This is a genomic window from Hyphomonas sp. UBA4505, from assembly GCF_002388685.1.
GTDB lineage: Bacteria > Pseudomonadota > Alphaproteobacteria > Caulobacterales > Hyphomonadaceae > Hyphomonas.
Map to the genome: position 1 here is coordinate 1012404 of NZ_DGMZ01000012.1, position 18126 is coordinate 1030529.

20 protein-coding genes are annotated in these 18126 nt (G+C 60.0%); 9 read left to right on the forward strand and 11 right to left on the reverse strand.

From position 1 onward, the window contains the following. Positions 1-13 precede the first annotated feature (13 nt). Positions 14-1030 (reverse strand): aldo/keto reductase, encoded by a 1017-nt coding sequence (locus B3527_RS14035; RefSeq protein WP_290480279.1) that lies wholly within the window; start codon positions 1028-1030, stop codon positions 14-16. A gap of 62 nt (positions 1031-1092) precedes the next feature. Continuing rightward, a complete protein-coding gene (locus B3527_RS14040; RefSeq protein WP_290480280.1) occupies positions 1093-2601 on the reverse strand; it encodes a tetratricopeptide repeat-containing sulfotransferase family protein in 1509 nt (502 codons plus the stop codon). 265 nt (positions 2602-2866) lie between these two features. Here B3527_RS14040 and B3527_RS14045 point away from each other — a divergent pair, with 265 nt between their 5' ends. Continuing rightward, a complete protein-coding gene (locus B3527_RS14045) occupies positions 2867-5374 on the forward strand; it encodes a TonB-dependent receptor (RefSeq protein ID WP_206991738.1) in 2508 nt (835 codons plus the stop codon). A 66-nt stretch (positions 5375-5440) separates the two neighbouring features. On the opposite strand, the gene B3527_RS14050 is transcribed toward B3527_RS14045, so the two are convergent. Further along, positions 5441-5950, reverse strand: a complete 510-nt coding sequence (locus tag B3527_RS14050) for a prolyl-tRNA synthetase associated domain-containing protein (protein ID WP_290480281.1) — start codon at positions 5948-5950, stop codon at positions 5441-5443. A 58-nt stretch (positions 5951-6008) separates the two neighbouring features. Here B3527_RS14050 and B3527_RS14055 point away from each other — a divergent pair, with 58 nt between their 5' ends. Both B3527_RS14055 and B3527_RS14060 read left to right on the forward strand, forming a co-directional pair. Then, positions 6009-6743, forward strand: a complete 735-nt coding sequence (locus B3527_RS14055; RefSeq protein ID WP_290480282.1) for a DUF6065 family protein — start codon at positions 6009-6011, stop codon at positions 6741-6743. Positions 6744-6875: 132 nt separating this feature from the next. Beyond that, positions 6876-7295, forward strand: coding sequence for a DUF3806 domain-containing protein (locus B3527_RS14060; RefSeq protein WP_290480283.1), 420 nt, complete (start codon positions 6876-6878; stop codon positions 7293-7295). A gap of 6 nt (positions 7296-7301) precedes the next feature. On the opposite strand, the gene hisE is transcribed toward B3527_RS14060, so the two are convergent. Beyond that, entirely contained in the window at positions 7302-7649 is a 348-nt protein-coding gene (hisE, locus tag B3527_RS14065) for a phosphoribosyl-ATP diphosphatase (RefSeq protein WP_290480284.1), read from the reverse strand. 109 nt (positions 7650-7758) lie between these two features. Between hisE and B3527_RS14070 the strand changes: the two genes are divergently transcribed. Further along, positions 7759-8574: a crotonase/enoyl-CoA hydratase family protein gene (locus tag B3527_RS14070; RefSeq protein WP_290480285.1), complete on the forward strand. Its 816-nt coding sequence runs from the start codon at positions 7759-7761 to the stop codon at positions 8572-8574. Here the strand turns inward: B3527_RS14070 and B3527_RS14075 are convergent. Together B3527_RS14075 and hisF are read right to left on the reverse strand one after the other, a co-directional pair. Next, entirely contained in the window at positions 8571-8987 is a 417-nt protein-coding gene (locus B3527_RS14075; protein WP_206991743.1) for a GFA family protein, read from the reverse strand. The two genes, B3527_RS14070 and B3527_RS14075, sit on opposite strands and share 4 nt — an antisense overlap. 82 nt (positions 8988-9069) lie before the next feature. After that, positions 9070-9831, reverse strand: a complete 762-nt coding sequence (hisF, locus tag B3527_RS14080; protein WP_290480286.1) for an imidazole glycerol phosphate synthase subunit HisF — start codon at positions 9829-9831, stop codon at positions 9070-9072. A gap of 146 nt (positions 9832-9977) precedes the next feature. Between hisF and B3527_RS14085 the strand changes: the two genes are divergently transcribed. The 4 genes from B3527_RS14085 (at position 9978) to B3527_RS14100 (ending at position 11751) form a co-directional block, all read left to right on the forward strand. Next, complete coding sequence (locus tag B3527_RS14085; protein WP_206991745.1) at positions 9978-10190, forward strand: hypothetical protein; 213 nt, start codon at positions 9978-9980, stop codon at positions 10188-10190. A 164-nt stretch (positions 10191-10354) separates the two neighbouring features. Beyond that, the gene (locus B3527_RS14090) at positions 10355-10555 is read left to right on the forward strand and encodes a hypothetical protein (RefSeq protein WP_206991746.1); all 201 of its coding nucleotides are present in this window, start codon (positions 10355-10357) and stop codon (positions 10553-10555) included. A gap of 72 nt (positions 10556-10627) precedes the next feature. Then, positions 10628-10816: a hypothetical protein gene (locus B3527_RS14095; RefSeq protein WP_034813151.1), complete on the forward strand. Its 189-nt coding sequence runs from the start codon at positions 10628-10630 to the stop codon at positions 10814-10816. A 176-nt stretch (positions 10817-10992) separates the two neighbouring features. Then, positions 10993-11751 carry a GGDEF domain-containing protein gene (locus B3527_RS14100; RefSeq protein ID WP_051607648.1) on the forward strand — a complete coding sequence of 253 codons (759 nt, stop codon included), beginning with the start codon at positions 10993-10995 and terminating at the stop codon, positions 11749-11751. A gap of 861 nt (positions 11752-12612) precedes the next feature. On the opposite strand, the gene B3527_RS14105 is transcribed toward B3527_RS14100, so the two are convergent. The 4 genes from B3527_RS14105 to hisH all read right to left on the reverse strand — a co-directional run bounded on the left by B3527_RS14105 (position 12613) and on the right by hisH (position 15946). After that, the gene (locus B3527_RS14105; RefSeq protein WP_290480287.1) at positions 12613-12900 is read right to left on the reverse strand and encodes a GIY-YIG nuclease family protein; all 288 of its coding nucleotides are present in this window, start codon (positions 12898-12900) and stop codon (positions 12613-12615) included. 253 nt (positions 12901-13153) lie between these two features. Then, positions 13154-13999: a hypothetical protein gene (locus B3527_RS14110; RefSeq protein ID WP_290480288.1), complete on the reverse strand. Its 846-nt coding sequence runs from the start codon at positions 13997-13999 to the stop codon at positions 13154-13156. A 476-nt stretch (positions 14000-14475) separates the two neighbouring features. Beyond that, positions 14476-15207 carry a 1-(5-phosphoribosyl)-5-[(5-phosphoribosylamino)methylideneamino]imidazole-4-carboxamide isomerase gene (hisA, locus tag B3527_RS14115; protein WP_290480290.1) on the reverse strand — a complete coding sequence of 244 codons (732 nt, stop codon included), beginning with the start codon at positions 15205-15207 and terminating at the stop codon, positions 14476-14478. A gap of 91 nt (positions 15208-15298) precedes the next feature. Then, a complete protein-coding gene (hisH, locus tag B3527_RS14120) occupies positions 15299-15946 on the reverse strand; it encodes an imidazole glycerol phosphate synthase subunit HisH (protein WP_290480291.1) in 648 nt (215 codons plus the stop codon). A gap of 111 nt (positions 15947-16057) precedes the next feature. Here hisH and B3527_RS14125 point away from each other — a divergent pair, with 111 nt between their 5' ends. After that, positions 16058-17494 carry an amidohydrolase gene (locus tag B3527_RS14125; protein ID WP_290480292.1) on the forward strand — a complete coding sequence of 479 codons (1437 nt, stop codon included), beginning with the start codon at positions 16058-16060 and terminating at the stop codon, positions 17492-17494. A gap of 6 nt (positions 17495-17500) precedes the next feature. On the opposite strand, the gene hisB is transcribed toward B3527_RS14125, so the two are convergent. Then, on the reverse strand, positions 17501-18097 hold the full coding sequence (hisB, locus tag B3527_RS14130; RefSeq protein ID WP_206991751.1) for an imidazoleglycerol-phosphate dehydratase HisB: 597 nt from the start codon (positions 18095-18097) through the stop codon (positions 17501-17503). Between the last annotated feature and the right edge of the window lie 29 nt (positions 18098-18126).

Here is an 18126-nt window from a genome sequence, read left to right on the forward strand (position 1 = left end):
TCATTTGCGGGCCCTAGCCCATTGGATACATCTGGTCTTTGGTGACGGCATCGCACGCCTTCATCACGTCTGCGGAGAGTTCCAGGTCTGCGGCTGCGAGAATGTCGGCCAACTGATCGAATTTCGACACGCCGACAATGGTGGAGGCGACGAAATCATGTTGTTTCGACCATGCTGTGGCCAGCGTCACGGGTGCCATGCCCGCATCCTTCGCGATGTCCATGAAGCGCCGCGTGGATTCCAGTGACTTTTCGTTGACGAACCGCCCGGCCATTAAGGTCTGACGCCCGCCATGTTGCAAATAGGCTGAGAAACGCGCGCCTTCGGGCAGGGCACCATCCTGATACTTGCCGGACAAGACGCCCCCTGCCAACGGCGAATAAGGGATAAGGCTGACACCTTCGCGGCGACACACTTTGGCCAATGCATCTTCAAAGCGGCGATTGTTCAGGCTGAAATTGTTCTGAATCGTGTGATAGCGCACCGTACCGAGCCGGTTGGAGGTCTCGATACTCTTCATCAGGCCCCAGGCATCTTCATTGCTACAGCCGACGATGCGCACTTTTCCTTCGCGAACGAGATCATCAAGGGTCTCCATCGTTTCGTCGAAGTCCGTGCCATGATCTGGCCAATGGGTCTGGTAGAGATCCACATAGTCGGTTTGCAACCGGGTCAGGCTGGCATCGATGGCGCGGCGGATATTGTGCCGGTCCAGCGCCGTCATCTCGCCGCGCTGCGATCCCTTGATCCAGCCATGCGACGGCCCGCACACTTTCGTCGCCACGATGAGGCGGTCGCGGTCTTTGGTCTTCATCCAGCGGCCAAAGATTTCCTCGGTTCGCCCAGCCCATTCAAGCTTTGGCGGCACCGGGTAGTTCTCGGCGGTGTCATAGAAATTGATCCCGGCTTCGAAACAGGCATCAAGAACCTTGTGGGCTTCGGCTTCGTCCGTTTGGGCGCCGAAAGTCATCGTGCCCATGCAGATGTCGGATACGTAAATGGCGCTCTTGCCAAGGCGGCGGTGTTTCATGGCGGTGACTCCCTCTTATCGGGAAGACACTAATGCGTCGGGCCGGAATGGCCAGCATTGCCCTAGGGGATATCCCGCTCTGCGGCATCGATGCAGCCAGCCGCTTCCAATGTATCGAGTGCCGGGGTGAGCTGCGCCTCGTACCGCTTCCATCGGGCCAGCGCCCGGGTATAGAGCGGCTCGCGCACCTGCGCGGAACTGGCGGTCGCAACCGGCGCGGCATTCTGGTGAAATTCCAGGCATTGGGCCTCAAATGACAGGCCGCAGAACTCGAGCAATCTCCGTGTCTGGGCCTCGATGTCGCCCACCACGTCTTCATAATGAACCTGTGTGAACCGGCCTGCCGGAAGCGTCTCGCTGTAATGCCGGATCATGCGGTCAAAGCCGACATAATAGTGCGCCGTGGTTTCCAGGTTCAGGGCGTAGTCGTAATAGGGAAACTGCGTCGCAAACAATTGCCTGTAATTGCTGAGCACTGTGTCCGCCGGATGCCGCCTGAGGCAGATGATCCGCGCTTCCGGCAGGGCCGCCAAAATGATGGGGGCGTAAATCGCATTCAGTGGCAGCTTGTCGATGAACCGCCCAGTCAGGCCGAGCGTGGCTTCAACGCGTTGCATGTACATCCGGCCAAGCTCGTCCTGGTCTACCTGCCCGGCTGCCGCCAGCGTTTCGACATCCAGCACGTATTTCGATCGGGTACCTGACAGGTGTTTCAGGCTGATCCCGAAATCGGCGAGTTCTCCGGCCGAAGTCACCTCGCTATGGCTCGACAGGATCCGGTCGACCAGGGTGGTTCCCGTCCGGGGCATGCCGACAATGAAAATGGGTTGCGCGCTGGTATGGCCACCCATCATTGGCAGGTGTGTCGTCGCTTTCGCCGCGTCGAAAATGGCGTCATCAAACGCCGTATCGTGCTGCACAGCGGCCCATTTGGCTGATTTGGCTTTGGCCAGCCAGCCCATCGCTTCGGCTGGTTGGTTCAAATCTTCATAGGCCTTGGCGAGGGCATGGCCGACGCGGAGCGCGTCATCGGCTTTATGGGCGACCGAGGGAAACACAGCTTTCAATTCGGCAATCTGGTTGTCGGCCTCGGTCTGCTTCGTGATCTGGACGATTGCGGCCAGAGCGCGGGTCTCGCCCGGATCCAGTATTAAGCATCTGCGATAGGCTTCCCGCGCTTCGTCCATGTGTCCGACAAACTGAAGCGCCGCTCCGAAATTGTAATGGTAGGCAGAGACATCTGGGGCGGTCGCCGTGGCCCGCTTGTAGAATTCCAGAGAACGGTCATGCAGTCCGGCGCGGCTGTAGACGACCCCCAGCGTGTCGAGCGTCAAGGCGTCGTCTGGCGCAAGCGCGGCGGCGGCATCCGCAGACCGTACAGCCGATTCGCGCCTGAGAAGTGCCATTTCACTGCGCGCTTTTTGGGCGAGCACTTCAGGGTGTTGTGGGCTGAGTGTCAGCGCACGATCAAACAGGTCTATGGCCTTGGCATGATTGGCGTGATCCGCGGTCAGGATGCCCAGTAGATAATACGCGCGCGGCTCGCCGGGGTCGCGTTTCAGCGCCTCCATGCAGTCGGCATGCGCATGCCTGTAAGCCTTCTTTTCCAGATGGCTCGCCGCCCGGTCCAGTAGCCCAATATTTGGCGAAGATGCCCAATTTTTGATCAGTCCATTGTTCCTTCATTCTACAACTGAGCCGTATAGGCGCAATTCTGTGCCAAAAATATTACGCCAAGGACATAAATGTGCTGCCGTGTGGGACGGTCGCTTGTGCCAAATTCTTCCCTGCTTCCTAATGTTGGAGGTGAGGTAGGAACTATAGGAGTTTCTACAAATGTCTAAATCCAGTCTACTACGGCAGACCAGTCTTGTCGTGCTTGCGACAGGCCTTGCCATGGGTGCCAGCGCCCAGGAAGAACCGTCCAGCGACAGCGAATTGCGCGCCCAGACCATTACGGTCACCGCCACCCGCCGCGCCGAAAGCGTCCAGGATATCCCTCTGAACATCGCGGCCCTTGGCGGCGAGCAGATCGAAGAGCAAGGCTTTGACGAACTGGCAGATGTGCTGGCTTATGTACCGGGTATCAACGTCGTTGATCGCGGTGGCCGTCAGGGCAACCCCGTTATTGTTCGTGGTCTGAATGCAGATGGCCTCGGCTCCGGTGACGGCAACAATGATGGCGGCGGCACGGTTGCCACCTATCTCGGCGAGATCCCGCTTTTTGTGGATCTCAAGCTGAATGACCTTCAGCGCGTGGAAGTCCTGCTTGGGCCACAAGGTACGCTCTACGGCGCCGGTACGCTTGGCGGCGCAATCCGTTACATCCCGAACAAGCCGGATTTTGATGGCGACCTACTGGAAGTGCGGTCGGAATTCTCAAAATATTCCGAAGCAGCATCGCTCAGCTATGAAACCGGCTTGACCTTCAACAAGACGTTTGCGCCAAACTTTGCGATCCGTGGCTCGGTCGACTACGAAGACGATTCCGGTTTCATCGACTATCCATACATCGTGCAGGAAATCGGTGTATCTGATCCGGACCCGGACTTTTCTGACCCGACTGATGTTGCGTCCAATTTGCGCGGCGTCACGGATGCGAATGGCGAGCGGACCGTTTCCGGCCGCCTCGCTGCGCGCTGGGAGCCAACTGAGTGGCTCGATGGGACGGCGACCTATTATTACCAGAAGTCCGAAATCGATGGCCGCCAGGGCTCCAGCTGGCGCAACACGCTCCAGACCGGGAAATACGAACTGGCCAAACGTGTCGAAGAACCGAACGAGATTACCAACCAGTTGCTGGCGCTTGAGCTGACAGCCGATCTCGGCTTTGCGGAGCTGACCTCCGCCACCGGCTATTCCCGGTTCGACGACAATGGCCAGCGCGACCAGACCGACCTCCTGATCTCGCTCGAATACAGCTATGAACTGTTCCCGACCTTCACCTCCTTCACGCATGAGAAGGGCCGCGAGAACACATTCAACCAGGAAGTCCGTCTCGTTTCGACGACTGACAGCCGGTTCAACTGGATCGTTGGTGCGTTCTACAACAATTCCGATGTGACCTCTTACTCGCAGGAGTACACGCCGGGATATGCGGACTATGTCGGCTTCGACCGCCCGGATGACCTGGAATACTATTCCCAGTTCTATTCTTCACTGGAAGAAGCAGCGCTGTTTGGGGAAGTTGGATTTGACATCACCGATCGCTGGACCGTCACGGTCGGGGGGCGCTATTATGAGTATGATCTGGAATCGTTCAGCGATGTCGATTTCCCGCTGTTCGATAGCGGTCCGAACTATCTCCAGCCCGTTGGCATCAGCGACATGGAAGACAGCCTGAAGTCTGACTTCGCAGCCGGCAGCCCGAATGGCACAGAGCGGACCAGCCAGTCCGATGACGGAACCCTGTTCAAGTTCAACACCTCTTATCAGGTGACAGATGATGTTCTCGGTTACTTCACGGTCAGCGAAGGCTACCGGATTGGTAACTCGAACGGTATTGGCGTTTGCCCGGCCTATGATCCGACCAACAACCAGCAAGGCGCATGTGCACTGCTGCCGGGACAGCAATTCGGACCGGGCGCTGGCGACGTTTCCACGCGGGACGAATCGCAATTCGGTCCTGACACGACCACCAATTATGAGCTTGGCTTCAAGTCGACCCTGATGGATGGGCGGGTCACTCTGAACGGCGCAGTCTACTATATCGAATGGACCGATCCGCAGCTGAGTTCTGCCACGATCAACGCCTCCATTCCGATCACGGTCAATGCCGAAGGCGCTGAGTCCAAAGGCTTTGAGGTCAATGGCGCCTGGGCAGTCAATGAGAACCTCTCCGTACGCGGCAGCTATAGTCATTCCGAGGCAACGCTCACCGCGGATGCACCGGGCCTTGTCGGCACGATCTCGCCTCCGGGCTTCGGATCGGTCTTGCTGGACGGCAGCGACGGCGACCGCCTGCCCGGCTCTCCGGAAGATCAGTTCGCAGTCTTCGGAACCTATGTCATGCCGCTCGAAAATGGCGCGGAAGTTGCCTTCAATGCCGGCTACACATGGCAGGGCGATGTGCTCAGCCGCACGGGTGGCCTCGGCGATGGTTTGACGCTCGATTCCTTCGGGCTGGCCAATGTCTCTGCCGTATATGACACGGGCGACTGGCAGGCGACCTTCTTCGTCAACAACCTCTTTGACGAGTTCTACGAGACCGGCGTCGTCGGCACGAATCTCTACAATCAGGTTCTGTCTGATGATGCGGGCGGCCCGGTCTATCAACGGACCTACTACACCCATGTCGGCGCGCCGCGTTCGATCGGTGTACGGTTCAAATATACGTTTGAATAGTCAACTTCCTGACTGTTCCAAAGGTCAATCCCCGGGGTCGCCTGTCATGGGCGGCCCCTCCCTGTTTCAGGCCTCATCCAGCAAAACGGCAAAGTCCACCACTTCAAACCCATGCCCCGTCGCGCGGGCAAACCGCTCCAGATCATCCCGCGCAATCGCCGTGGTCCCGGTATTGGTCAGTGGGTGGAAATTCACCGGATCGTGATCCAGCAGCGCGGCATCGACCAGGAAACGCACGCGCCCGCCTGTATCATTCATCAGGGCAAATGCCGTCACCGATCCCGGTGTCACGCCCAGCACTTCGTCCATCAGATCGGGTGAACCAAACGACAGCCGCCGCGTGCCGATCAGGCGATGAAGCCGGTTCAGCTTGAGCTCTGAATGTGCCTCCGCCGCGATCAGGATGATCGCGCCATCCTTGTCGGTCAGGAACAGGTTCTTGGTGTGTCCGCCGGGCATGGAGGCTTTCAGCTCCCGCCCCTCATCCACCGTAAACACGGCATCATGCCAATGTGTTGTGTGGGCGACGCCCAATTCATCCAGATAGGCAAAGAGATCATCAGGGGTTGCGGTCATGGCGTCCTTTGGGCCAAGACTTTAGCCTCCCGTCAAGCACTGCTCTGGATACCGCTTCATGCATCTCGATTGCTACAAGATCTACGACGTCGCGCCACAAATGGTGCCTGCGCGCTCCAATCGCGACTGGATGGACGCCTTCACAGATCGCCATCCCTATCGCTGCCTGCCGCTGACCATGGCCAATTCCACCGGCTGGGAATTGCTCTGCCCGATGGACATCAAGATCAAATGGAATGGCGGCACGCGCAATGAAGACATTCAGATCCTGACGCGCGGCGATCCGAACGCAATTTCCAGCTTTGCCGATGCGCATTTCATGCGCGGCATCGTCACCTTCCATACCGGCCACCTGTTCCGCACGCCGCCCGGCTGGGGCGTCTGGGTCACGGGTCCGCCAAACTGGCCAAAGGATGGCATCTATCCGCTGACGGGCCTGGTCGAGACCGACTGGCTGCCCTTCCCGTTCACAATGAACTGGCAGATGACGCGCCCCGGCGAAGTGATCTTCGAAAAGGACGAGCCCTTCGCCTTCATCACGCTGATGGAGCACAAGAAGCTGGAAGAGATCGAACCGGAGCGGAAGCTGCTGCGCTCGAACACGGAATTGGTGAAGGAATATAATGCCTGGACCGAAAGCCGGTCAGACTTCAACAAGCGCCTGAAGACAGGCGAAGAAAACGCTATGAAGGAACGCTGGCAGCGCCACTATATGCGCGGCGAAAAACCCACGGGCGACAAAGCCGATACCCACCAAACCAAACGCCGCCTGAAAGCGCCGAAAGAGGTCTAGAGGTGCAGAGCAGGCGCGCCTCTCGCCCAGCCCCGGCTCCCTCCACTTCCACAAACGCTTCGGCTTCGAAGAAATCGGCGAGAACATCTTCGTGCCAAGTGAGAAGGAAGTGATCTATATGGAGCGGGTGATATGAGTCAGGAATTCAGGGGTCTCACTTCAGAAGAACGCGCGGCATTGGAAAGTGGCCTTTCTCTTGCGTCGAGACTGGCGGACGCTGCCCCGCCTCTTACCGCTGCGCATGTACAAGACCTCTACGACACGCTCTCGAGCCAGTATCCGGAATATGGTGAAGGCATCATCGCGGCGGGACTGGCATTCGGGGAACTGTTGGCCCAGAAGGTTCCGCTTGAATGGGTGCGGGTGAAGGACGAGTTCGGAGAGGAAACAGGCCTGGCCATACCTGACCTGAAGATATTTTGTTCTCCAGTCAGCATGATTCAGAAGCGGGTAAGGGAGTCCGCGCGGGTCAGCATCACTGACCTTTGCAATGCGATGGCGAGCGAGCTGCAGCGCATGGCGGACTCTGGGGAATACGACAGCCGACCGTAGGTAGCTCTAACCTTTTCGCCCGGCCTTCTCGTCAATCCCACTGATGCCTTGCCGTTTCTCCAGCGCGGCGGCCACCGCATCGAGGCTCACCCCCCGCGAGCGCAGTGCGACAAAGGCATGATAGAGCACGTCGGCCGCCTCGCTTGCCACATGCGCATCGCTCTCGCGGCGCACGGCCTCGGCCAGCTCCATGCCTTCCTCATGCACTTTCTCCGCGCAGGCTTCCGGCCCCTTGGCCAGCAGTTTTGCGGTCCACGAACTGGCTGCGTCGCCTTCCTTGGCGCGTGCGTCGATCGTGGTGCCGAGATGGGCGAGGGCCGCAGCCAGGCGGTCAGGGGAGCCGAGATCTGTCATGGCCTTGGCTTAGCGCACTTACGCGACGTGAGGAAGCGCGGGCGCTTGACGCGAGGCCTTACTGGCGCACTTTAACCTCAGGAAACGCCACCAGATCAGGAAGAATGTCATGAAAGACCGGGTCTCCATTACCATGCTGGACGACGGCATCGCCGACGTTCGCTTCATCCGCACTGACAAGATGAACGCCCTCGACCCCGCCATGTTTGACGGCATCAATGAGGCGATTGCCCAGCTGAAAGAGACAAAGGGCCTGCGCGCCGTGGTCGTCTCAGGTGAGGGCCGCGCCTTCTGCGCCGGGCTGGATCTCTCCAGTCTCGGCAGCGATTCCGGCAGCGACGAGTCCAAGAGCGTCACCGGCAGCAAGAACACCTTGTCCGACCGCACGCACGGCATCGCCAATCGCGCGCAATATGTCGCCTGGGGATGGCGTGAGATTCCGGCGCCGGTCATCGCCGCTGCGCATGGTGTGGCCTTTGGGGGCGGCTTCCAGATTCTCTCCGGCGCCGATATTCGCTTTGTCCATCCAGACACACGTTGCGCCATCATGGAACTGAAATGGGGCCTCGTGCCCGACATGGCGGGTTTCCCGCTCTGGCGCGGCAATGTCCGTGACGATGTGCTGCGCGAACTGACCTATACCAACCGCATCTTCAACGGCACCGAAGCGCAGGAAATGGGTTTTGCCACCCATGTCTCCGACAATCCGCTGGATGATGCGATGGCGCTCGCCAAGCAAATCGCGCTGAAGAACCCGGACGCGATCAAGGCCTCCAAACGCATCTTCAATTCCATGCAGGATGCCACCGACGCGGAACTCCTAATGGCGGAATCGGTCGAGCAGGACAAGATCATCCGTACACCGAACCAGATGGAAGCGGTGTTCGCCGAGATGCAAAAGCGCAAGCCGGCCTTTACCGACTAGTCGCTCTCGCCATTTGCGGCCTCAAACGCGGCAAAGGCTTCTTCGCCCGTCAGCATCGGCGTGTCATTGGCCAGATCATAATAGGCGGCTTTCTCGTCGATGAAGATCTGCTGCGACAGCTTTGACAGGTCGGCCTCCTGAAACAGGCCGGCCGACAGGGCGAAATGGTCGTGGAATTTGAGGTGGTAGTAGAGATGGCTGCCACAGGTCTTGCAGAAGGCCCGCTCGGCCCAGTCCGAGGACTGGTAGTCGGCGATATGGTCCTCGCCTTCGATCTCCAGCTTGCCGTCATGGTCGACCGTGAACAGCGGCCCGCCGCCCCAGCGTCGGCACGTCGCGCAATGGCAAACTGCCACCTCATTGATGTCCGGCACCGTGATCGTCACCGCGCCGCATAGACAATGGCCTTTCATGATCGCTCCCTCCTGTTTGTATAAGGAGGCCAGCCTACGCCAATGCGGCCATATCTCAATTGAAGGCTTTGTGACGATTTCGTCAGAGGGGGCGGACAGGCGCTCCGGCGGCAGCCAGTGCGGCGCGGGCCTCGGCAATCGTCGCTTCGCCGAAATGGAAGATCGAGGCAGCCAACACCGCCGTCGCCCCGCCCTCGATCACGGCGGGGGCGAGGTCTTCCACCTTGCCTGCCCCGCCACTGGCGATGACGGGAATGTTCACCGCGCCGGTGATCGCCTTCAGCAGCGGCAGGTCGTAGCCTGATTTCGTGCCGTCCCGGTCCATGCTGGTCAGCAGGATTTCTCCGGCGCCCCGCGCTTCGGCTTCCTTGGCAAAGGCCACCGCATCAATGCCGGTTTCCTTGCGGCCACCATGGGTGAAGATCTCCCAATGGTCGCCCACGGCCCGCGCATCGATTGCCACGACGACCGCCTGCGATCCGGCTTTCGCGGCGCAGCGCGAAATCACGGACGGGTCAGCCACGGCGGCGGAATTGATCGCCACCTTGTCGGCGCCCGCACGCAACAGCGCTACCAGGTCTTCCGCGCTGCGCACCCCGCCGCCCACGGTTAGCGGCATGAAACATTGCTCCGCTGTTGCCGAAACAATGTCCATCAGCGTGCCCCGGCCCTCATGCGTGGCGGAAATGTCGAGAAAGCACAGCTCGTCCGCCCCCTGCGCATCATAGGCTTTCGCCAGCGCCACCGGGTCGCCCGCGTCTTTCAGGTCAACGAAATTGACGCCCTTGACGGTGCGGCCGTCCTTCACGTCGAGACAGGGAATGATGCGGGTCTTCAGGCTCATGAGGTGGGCTTTAGCGTCCACGCGCCCGGAAGGGAAGCGCCTTGCAGGTATGTAACGGAACAGGGGGCCGGGGCCACGCATTGATTGGGGGAATGCGATGGCAATTCTGCCGCGCATGAATAACGCGAACCACAGGAGACCCACCTATGAAACGCCGCAACCAATTGATGATCGCTGCTGGAGTCCTGAGCGCTGCAGGGGCCGCCTTTGCCGGCCAGAAATACGGCCGCAAATTCCTCCGCGAGCGCCGTCAGGATGAAAGCAACACGCAAGCCACGAACGGCGCAGACACATCCAGCCAGTTCCGCCAGCACAAGGGTGTCTCCAGCCCTCATGGCGACCCGGTCACCGCGCACTGATAGGCCAGATCGACAGATGAAACAGGGGCCGCAGCCTATGCGGCCCTTTTTCATGCATGCCATCCTGACAAGGGTTTCACTCAAGTCGCTGCGCCTCCTGTGCTATACTTCCTTCATGGCGGGCCTCCGCCCGCCCTCGCACCACAAAGCAAGGGAGACACGATATGAATCTTTCCAAAACCATGCGCCGGGCCGCCGACGCGGCCGCAACGCACCCGAAAGAAACCTTCCTGCGTCAGGGCATGCGCCATGCGCGTCTCGGCGATAGCGAGTTTGATCGCGCCCCCGATGCGCCCGCGCTCTCGGACATCGCCCATGCCCTGCGCACACGCCGCATGATGCCGCCCGTGCTGGGCCGTCGCTAGGTGACATCGCGGAACCGGCAGGCGGTCGCGCGCATTGATAGGGTAATCCCATAACGCACAAGGAGCCCGCCCATGAAACTCTGGAAACAAGCCGCCATCGCCGCCGCAACCGCCGCCCTCACGGCTGGCGCTGGGCAAGTCGCCAAACGCGCGGCCCTGAACTTCATGGGCCGCCGCTCCCATAATGGCCCGCGCCTTATTCCGGCGGTGTCCGAACACGTCACCAGCGTGGCCAACAAGCCACGGCGCGCGGTGCGCTGAGCCCCCCTGTAATAACGACAACAGACCGGCCCCCCAACAGGGCCGGTCCTTTTTGTCCGCCCCCATCCTGTTGCTTAGCAGGGTCTTAACGGGACCGGCGCAATTTACGCGCCCAGTGAGCGGCAATCTTAACAGCGTTCTGCGAAAGGTCTCGTGTGGGAGGGGCGCTGTTGCGGATGCCTGATAGAAATATTGCCTGGGCCATACGGCTCGGCGTGCTGGTCACACTTCTGGTCTTGATGTGCGTTGTCACGCCCGTCTATCTCTGGATCCAGGCCTATGGCTCGATCAGCGGCCCGGCGGCGATGGCATTTGCCACGATCCTGCCTTTGATCATTTGCCCCACGCTCAGCTTCATCATGTTGCGCACCCGGCTCAGGATCTATCGTCTGGCCGAACAGAATTACAAGATCGCGCACAAGGACGAATTGACCGGCCTGCCCAATCGCCGCGCCTTTTTCGAGGCCGCGCGCCAGCTCCAGACCCGCGCGCATTTCGTCGGGCGGCCCTTCTTCTGTGCCATTGCCGACATCGACAATTTCAAGCGCGTGAATGATTCCCACGGCCATGATGTGGGCGACCATGTCCTGCGAGAGATCGCGGTCAGGCTGAACGCAAAAGTGCCAGAGGATTGCCTTGTCGCCCGTCTGGGCGGGGAAGAGTTTTCCATTGCGGGCATGTTCTCCAGCGAGGTCGTGGCCTATCGCGCGCTCGGTCGGCTGGTGCGGGATGTGGCCGCCGAACCGATCCAGACTCCGATAGGTGAGCTGACCGTCACGATCAGCCTCGGCTATTGCAAGGACCATGACAGCCGCGAAATCTCGACCCTGCTATCGCGCGCCGACAAGGGGCTCTACGCCGCCAAACGCTTCGGCAAGAATCGCGCAATGAGCTTTGACCACCCCGACAGCGACCCGGAAATGTTCGCGGCCTAGGCTGCCTTTCCAAGCGCAGAAGCATTCCCACATTTCCAGTCCCCTCCCCCACTTCTCCGGCGCATGCCGGGGTTTCGTCCGGCTGGCTCCTTCTGGCTTCGGCAGGAGACGCCGGCCTGCGCCGAGGATACGGTTTGTGGGATAGAGATCATTCTCCTCCGATGACCCCTGCGCAGGCAGGGGTCCATCTCGGGACTTCCCCCTTCGCACATGAGGTAGCTTCAGGAGATGGATACCTGCCTACGCAGGTATCTTCGGAGCTGGGATTTTGCGCTCCCTATCCGTCTGAGAACTCCCCGCCCCATACTAAGCATCTGCTCTCACAGGAGCCGGATCAGGTACCGTTCTGGTTGTGGGTTGCAGGGTCAGGATGGTGCGGGTCGGAGCGACGGTCTGATGCGCGCCTAGGCAGGTCAGGCCAGGGTGAGCCGAGGAAGCTCGGTTGGGAATCCGCCTCGTCCGGTCGCACGGGAGAAATCCCCGGATGAGCCATGCGTGTGAAAGCACGGTGGAATCGTTCGCGCGGCGCCGGTAACGAAGACCCGGGACCATGGGCCCCCATGAGGGTGCTCGCCGAAACTCCTGTCCGGCGCGGCGGGCGGTAACGCTCCACTCCGTAGCCATCTACACAATCAAGGCGGAGCGCCACGGCGCCTGCCGCGCCGACGGCTCTGTGAGGGGCCGGCTACGAGATATCCGGATGGTTCGCGCCAGTCCGGCTTTGGGCGCTGCCCTCTCCTCCCGATGATACCTGCGCAGGCAGGTATCCATGGACGAACAATTCGGCAGGCGCGAGGGGAGCGGTCTTACCATGCTTACCCGCCTGCGCGAGCATCTCCTGAACTTTGAAATGAGGAGACCTCATTGGTTGAGCGTAAAGAACAAATCCTTCCAGTCCGGATTGGTCTCTTCGATCAGGCGAATCTTCCAGGCGCGTTTCCATTTCTTGATCTGGTATTCCCGCGTCTTCGCCGCCTCTCGCGTATCGTGCGCTTCCATCCAGACAAGTCGCTTGATGTCATGCTTGCGGGTATGGGCCGCGCCGCGGCCTTCCCGATGGGCCAGCACACGGGCCCCAAGATTATCCGTATGGCCCGCATACAATGCGCCATTCTTCCGATTGGCCATGATGTATGTATAGAACGCCACGCGAGCCCCCCTGAAACCGCAGCGCTTGAACCCTACCTGCCTCAGGCTAAGAGGAAAAGACTTGCCCCCTCCCTCACCTCCGAAGATACCTGCGCAGGCAGGTATCCATCTGCTGACGCTGCCTCATGCACCATATGGAAAGGGTCCGAGATGGCCCCCTGCCTCCGCAGGGGGCTGCGGCAAGTGGGGTGCGATGGAGAGAAGGCAACTCAAAAAGGGAGACCGATCTATCAGAAACTATCTCCAAGTGAAACTAGTCTAAATCTTGGTTTGGGTCAAAACCAACACGAGTCACTAGTTCGTTCATGGCGTAGTGTACAAATTCACGCCCCAGCCCGGTTAGCTCATATTGTTCTAAGTCGTCGAATGCAGATTTTATTTGGCCGCCACCAGAGCCTCGTGTCGGCTTTTTCTTTATAAAGTTGCCAGCATAGTCAGTCTCCCTATGCTGACGAATTATGCTGCCTGTAGAAAGATCGCGAATAAGTAGTTTGTAAAGATCTGCATCAGCCGAGTCCTCCCGTACTTCGGGACGCCCCAATTCTCTCCAAATTTCCCCTCTCGTAATGCCGGTGGTATTATAAATTGCTGAAATGACTTCAAAGTGGAATTCTGAGTAGGTGTTTATCCAATCCAAAAACATAGAAACGACGTCATCTGAGCTCGTGTTTGCGGCAGCCGCGTTCGCCAAAATGTTCCGTACTATGCGTTGCTTTTTCTCACTCTCTGCCCCACTCCAGTTTCTGAATGCCTTTCTCATTAATGACTTGTATTCCGGGCTTTCGACTCTTTCAGCAACGTCATCATTACCTAAATCCAACCTTGCCAAAACTTCAGCTAATACTCGCTGCTTTTCTCTCATTTCCGCTTGGAGCATTTTAAACCAAGCAAGGAAGGCGGTATTTGCTCGTTCCTGTTCTTTTCCGCTCCATTCGCCGGCGATCCAAGACGATAGGCCACCCAAGAAAGGTACGGCGCCGCCTACAACAGAGAGGCCAGCTTGGCCAGCTTTGGATATCCCCTTGGTTTCAACATCCGAAAACTCTTTATCCAGATCAATATTGGAAAAATCATTTCCACTTTCAAATTCGTCTGTCATTACACATCCAATTGTGTGATGGCGGCGGGGCGCATTTGCCCCGCCACTCTTTTAGAAGCCACTACAAATTATGCGTAGCGAATCAACCGCCAGTACACCGCATTTCCCTTGTAAGGGGGCATACGATTACCTTTTGCGATCGGGGCTTCTGCGTCTGACGAGACGTATCCGTCCGCCTTCCACACACCGGACTCGGGACAAACCGAACCCGTCTTCACTTTTGTGCCAATAGGCACCTTAGTTTTGGCATACATTTGGTATGCTCCTTTAATTAAAGGGCTTTACCAATGTTAACGACTCTTGTAGTACTGCTGAGTCGAATCAAAACGACAACGTCTGTTTCCGAGGGACCCTTAGAACCCTCAGGTCAAGGCGCTCGGGGGCGGTGCGTGCGAGCGCCGTCCCCGAATCGTGCGTTAACCGAATGAATCTGTCTGTGTTCGCAAGAATTTGCAAGCACTCATTCGTTGAGAGTGCTAAATAGTTTCCTCAAGGGAAATGACCTCACCCGCCACAATATCCCCATCATAGAGCGCCCGCCCGAGGATGGACCCCGCAATCGGCGCGTCGGCGGCGATCAGGGCGCGGATGTCGTCCACGCTGGCAACACCGCCCGATGCAATGATCGGGATGCTGACCGTATTGGCAAGCTCTGCCGTAAACGGAACATTGACGCCGGTCTTCAGGCCGTCGCGGCCAATATCGGTCGCGACGATGGCGGCGACGCCGCAGCCTTCAAACGCTTTCGCAAGTTCGGTCGCCTTTATGTCGCTGGTCTCGGCCCAGCCCTCGACCGCGACCATGCCGTGCTTCGCATCAATGCCAACCACGACCTGCCCCGGCAGGGCGCGGGCGGCTTCCTTGACCAGTTCCGGGTCGCGCAGCGCCGCCGTGCCGAGAATGACGCGTGAAATGCCGGCCTCCAGCCAGGCATCGATCTGGGCGCGGGTGCGGATGCCGCCGCCGAGCTGGACCGGCGCATCGGTGGCTTTCAGGATCGCCTCGACCGCGTCGCGGTTGACCGCCTTGCCCTCAAAGGCGCCGTTCAGGTCGACGACGTGAAGATGCGTGAACCCCGCCTCGCGGAAGGCTTTCGCCTGGTCGGCCGGGCTGTCGGAAAACACCGTCGCCTGGTCCATCTCACCGCGCAGCAGGCGCACGCACTGGCCGTCTTTCAGATCGATGGCGGGATAGAGGGTAAAATTCATGTTGTCTCCTTAGCGCTCATCCTGGGCGAAGTCGAAGGAGAGCGCGGGCTGGGAGCGGCTCGCCCTTCGACTTCGCTCAGGGTGAGCCGGGTCATGGGGTCCATGTCAGGAAATTGGAGAGGATGCGCAGGCCGACGCCTTGCGATTTCTCGGGGTGGAATTGCGTGCCGAACAGATTGCCCCGCGCCACCGCTGCCGTGATCGCCTGCGCGCCATAGCTCGCCGTGGCGGCAATATCGGCGGGGTCTGTCACGGTAAACGCGTAGGAATGGGTGAAATAGACATGCGGCTCAGCCCCGAGCCCCGCCAGGACGGCGTGCGGCGCGCCGGAAAAGCTGAGCCCGTTCCAGCCCATATGCGGCACACGAAGGCCCTCGCCCGGCTGGATGCGGGAAACCTCGCCGCCGATCCATTCGAGCCCCGGCGTCGCGCCGTCTTCACGGCCGGTCTCGGCCAGCAGCTGCATGCCCACACAGATGCCGAGGAAGGGGGTGTTGCCATTCAGGCAGGCGGCTTCCAGCGCCTTGACCACGCCCGCCTGCGCCCGCAGGCCCGCTGCGCAATCGGCAAAGTGCCCCACGCCCGGCAACACAACCCGCTCGGCGGCGAGGATGTCTTCGGCGCGGTTCGTGATGCGGATCTCATGCCCGCTGCCGGACAGGCGCGCGGCTTCGCGCAGGGCGCGGCCGGCCGAGTGCAGGTTTCCGGATCCGTAGTCGATAAGGGCAACAAGGCTCATGGCCGCGCTCTTAGCCTCGCCGCGCCCGTGAGGGAAGGGGCAAGCCTCCCTTGCGCCCAGGGGCAAGGTGCCGCAATCTCGACAGGAAACGACCTCACACGGAGCCTGCCCATGCGATCCATCCTGCCCGCCCTGTCCGCCTGCCTGCTCATGGCCTGCGCCGCCACCCCCGCCTGGCCCGATGCAGCCGAGTCTGCTGCGCTGGAAGAGGCGCGCAATCAGGCGGAGCTGACCAGCGAATTGTCGAGCAAGCTCTGGGAATGGGCCGAGGTCGGGTATCAGGAAGAGAAATCCTCCGCCCTGCTCCAGCAGACGCTCGCGGATGAAGGCTTCACGGTCACGCCCGGCGTCGCTGGCATCCCCACCGCCTTCATGGCCGAGTACGGCTCTGATGGCCCGGTCATCGCCCTGCTCGCGGAAATGGACGCCCTGCCGGGTATCAACCAGGCGGCCTCACCGGATCGCGAAGAAGTCGACGGCAAGGGCGCAGGCCACGCCTGTGGCCACAACCTGTTCGGCGCGGGCTCTGTCTCTGCGGCGGTCGCGATCCGCCACTGGCTGGAAGACACCGGCACGCCGGGTCGCATCCGCGTTTATGGGACGCCCGCAGAAGAGGGGGGCTCTGGCAAGGTCTACATGGTCCGCGCGGGCCTCTTCAACGATGTCGACATTGCCATGCACTGGCATCCTGGCGACCGGAACTCAGCGGCAGCCAACACGTCGCTTGCCAACCGGTCGGCGAAATTCCGCTTCTCCGGGATTTCCGCTCACGCCGCTGGCGCGCCGGAGCGGGGGCGTTCCGCGCTTGATGGGGTCGAGGCGATGAACATGATGGCCAACATGATGCACGAGCACATCCCCCAGGATGCGCGCATGCACTATGTCATCACGTCCGGTGGCTCTGCCCCCAATGTCGTGCCGGACTTTGCCGAAGTCTTCTACTATGTCCGCCACCCTTCACCGAAGGGCGTTGAAGCCATCTGGACCCGCCTCGAAGACGCGGCCCGGGGCGCCGCGCTGGGCACGGGCACTGACGTGGAATGGGAAATCATTCACGGCAACAATCCGCTGCTCGTGAATGAGAAACTGGCCCGCATGATGGACGAGAAACTCCGGCTGGTTGGCGGGGTGGACTACACGCCAGCTGAGCGCGAATTTGCCGAGACCATCGCCTCGACCTTTGACAACCCGGCACGCGATATTGCCTCAGCCGCTGAAGTGCAGGATTTCGAAGTCTCCATGGGGTACGGCTCCACCGATGTGGGCGATGTGTCCTACGCGGTCCCGACGGTCGGCCTGCGCACAGCGACTTGGGTGCCGGGCACATCGGCGCATTCCTGGCAGGCAGTTGCGGCCAGTGGCACGTCGATTGGTCATAAGGGCACACAGGTCGCCGCGGAGACGCTGACGCTGGCGGCAGTGGAGCTGTTCACCAATAAAGGCCTGCGTGTTGAAGCCCGCGAGGAATTCGACGCGGCCCGGGGTCCGGATTACGAGTACAAGTCGCTGCTCGGTGACCGTGAGCCGCCGCTTGATTATCGGAAATAAGACCCCTTAGAGGCTACCCTTGGTGCTCGCCGGCTTGCCGCCCAGTTTCGGGTCGACCGCAATTGCCGCGCGGAGCGCCCGGGCGGTGGCCTTGAAGCAGGACTCGGCGATGTGGTGGCAGTTCTCGCCATAGAGGTTCTCTATGTGCAGGCACATGCCACCATTTCCGGCCAGGGCATGAAAGAACTCCTTGAAGAGTTCGGTGTCCATTTCGCCGATCTTGTCGCGACTGAAATCCACTTTCCAGATCAGGTAAGGCCGCTTGCATAGGTCCAGCGCGGCGCGGGACAGCGTCTCATCCATCGGCACATAGGCGTGGCCAAATCGCGTGATTCCTGCAAAGTCGCCAAGCGCCTTCATGATCGCCTGTCCGATAACAATTCCTGTATCTTCAACGCTGTGGTGCATGTCGATATGAAGATCGCCCTTGCACCGCACAGTCAGGTCGATAGCCGAATGCTTGGAGAAGCTCTCCAGCATATGATCGAAAAAGCCGATCCCGGTTTCGATGTCGGACTTTCCAGTGCCATCCAGATCAACGGTTACCGAGATATCGGTTTCCTTGGTGGTACGGGTAACGGTGGCGGTACGATTATTGGTCATCTAGGCCCATATAGTGGTTTGAATGTCTT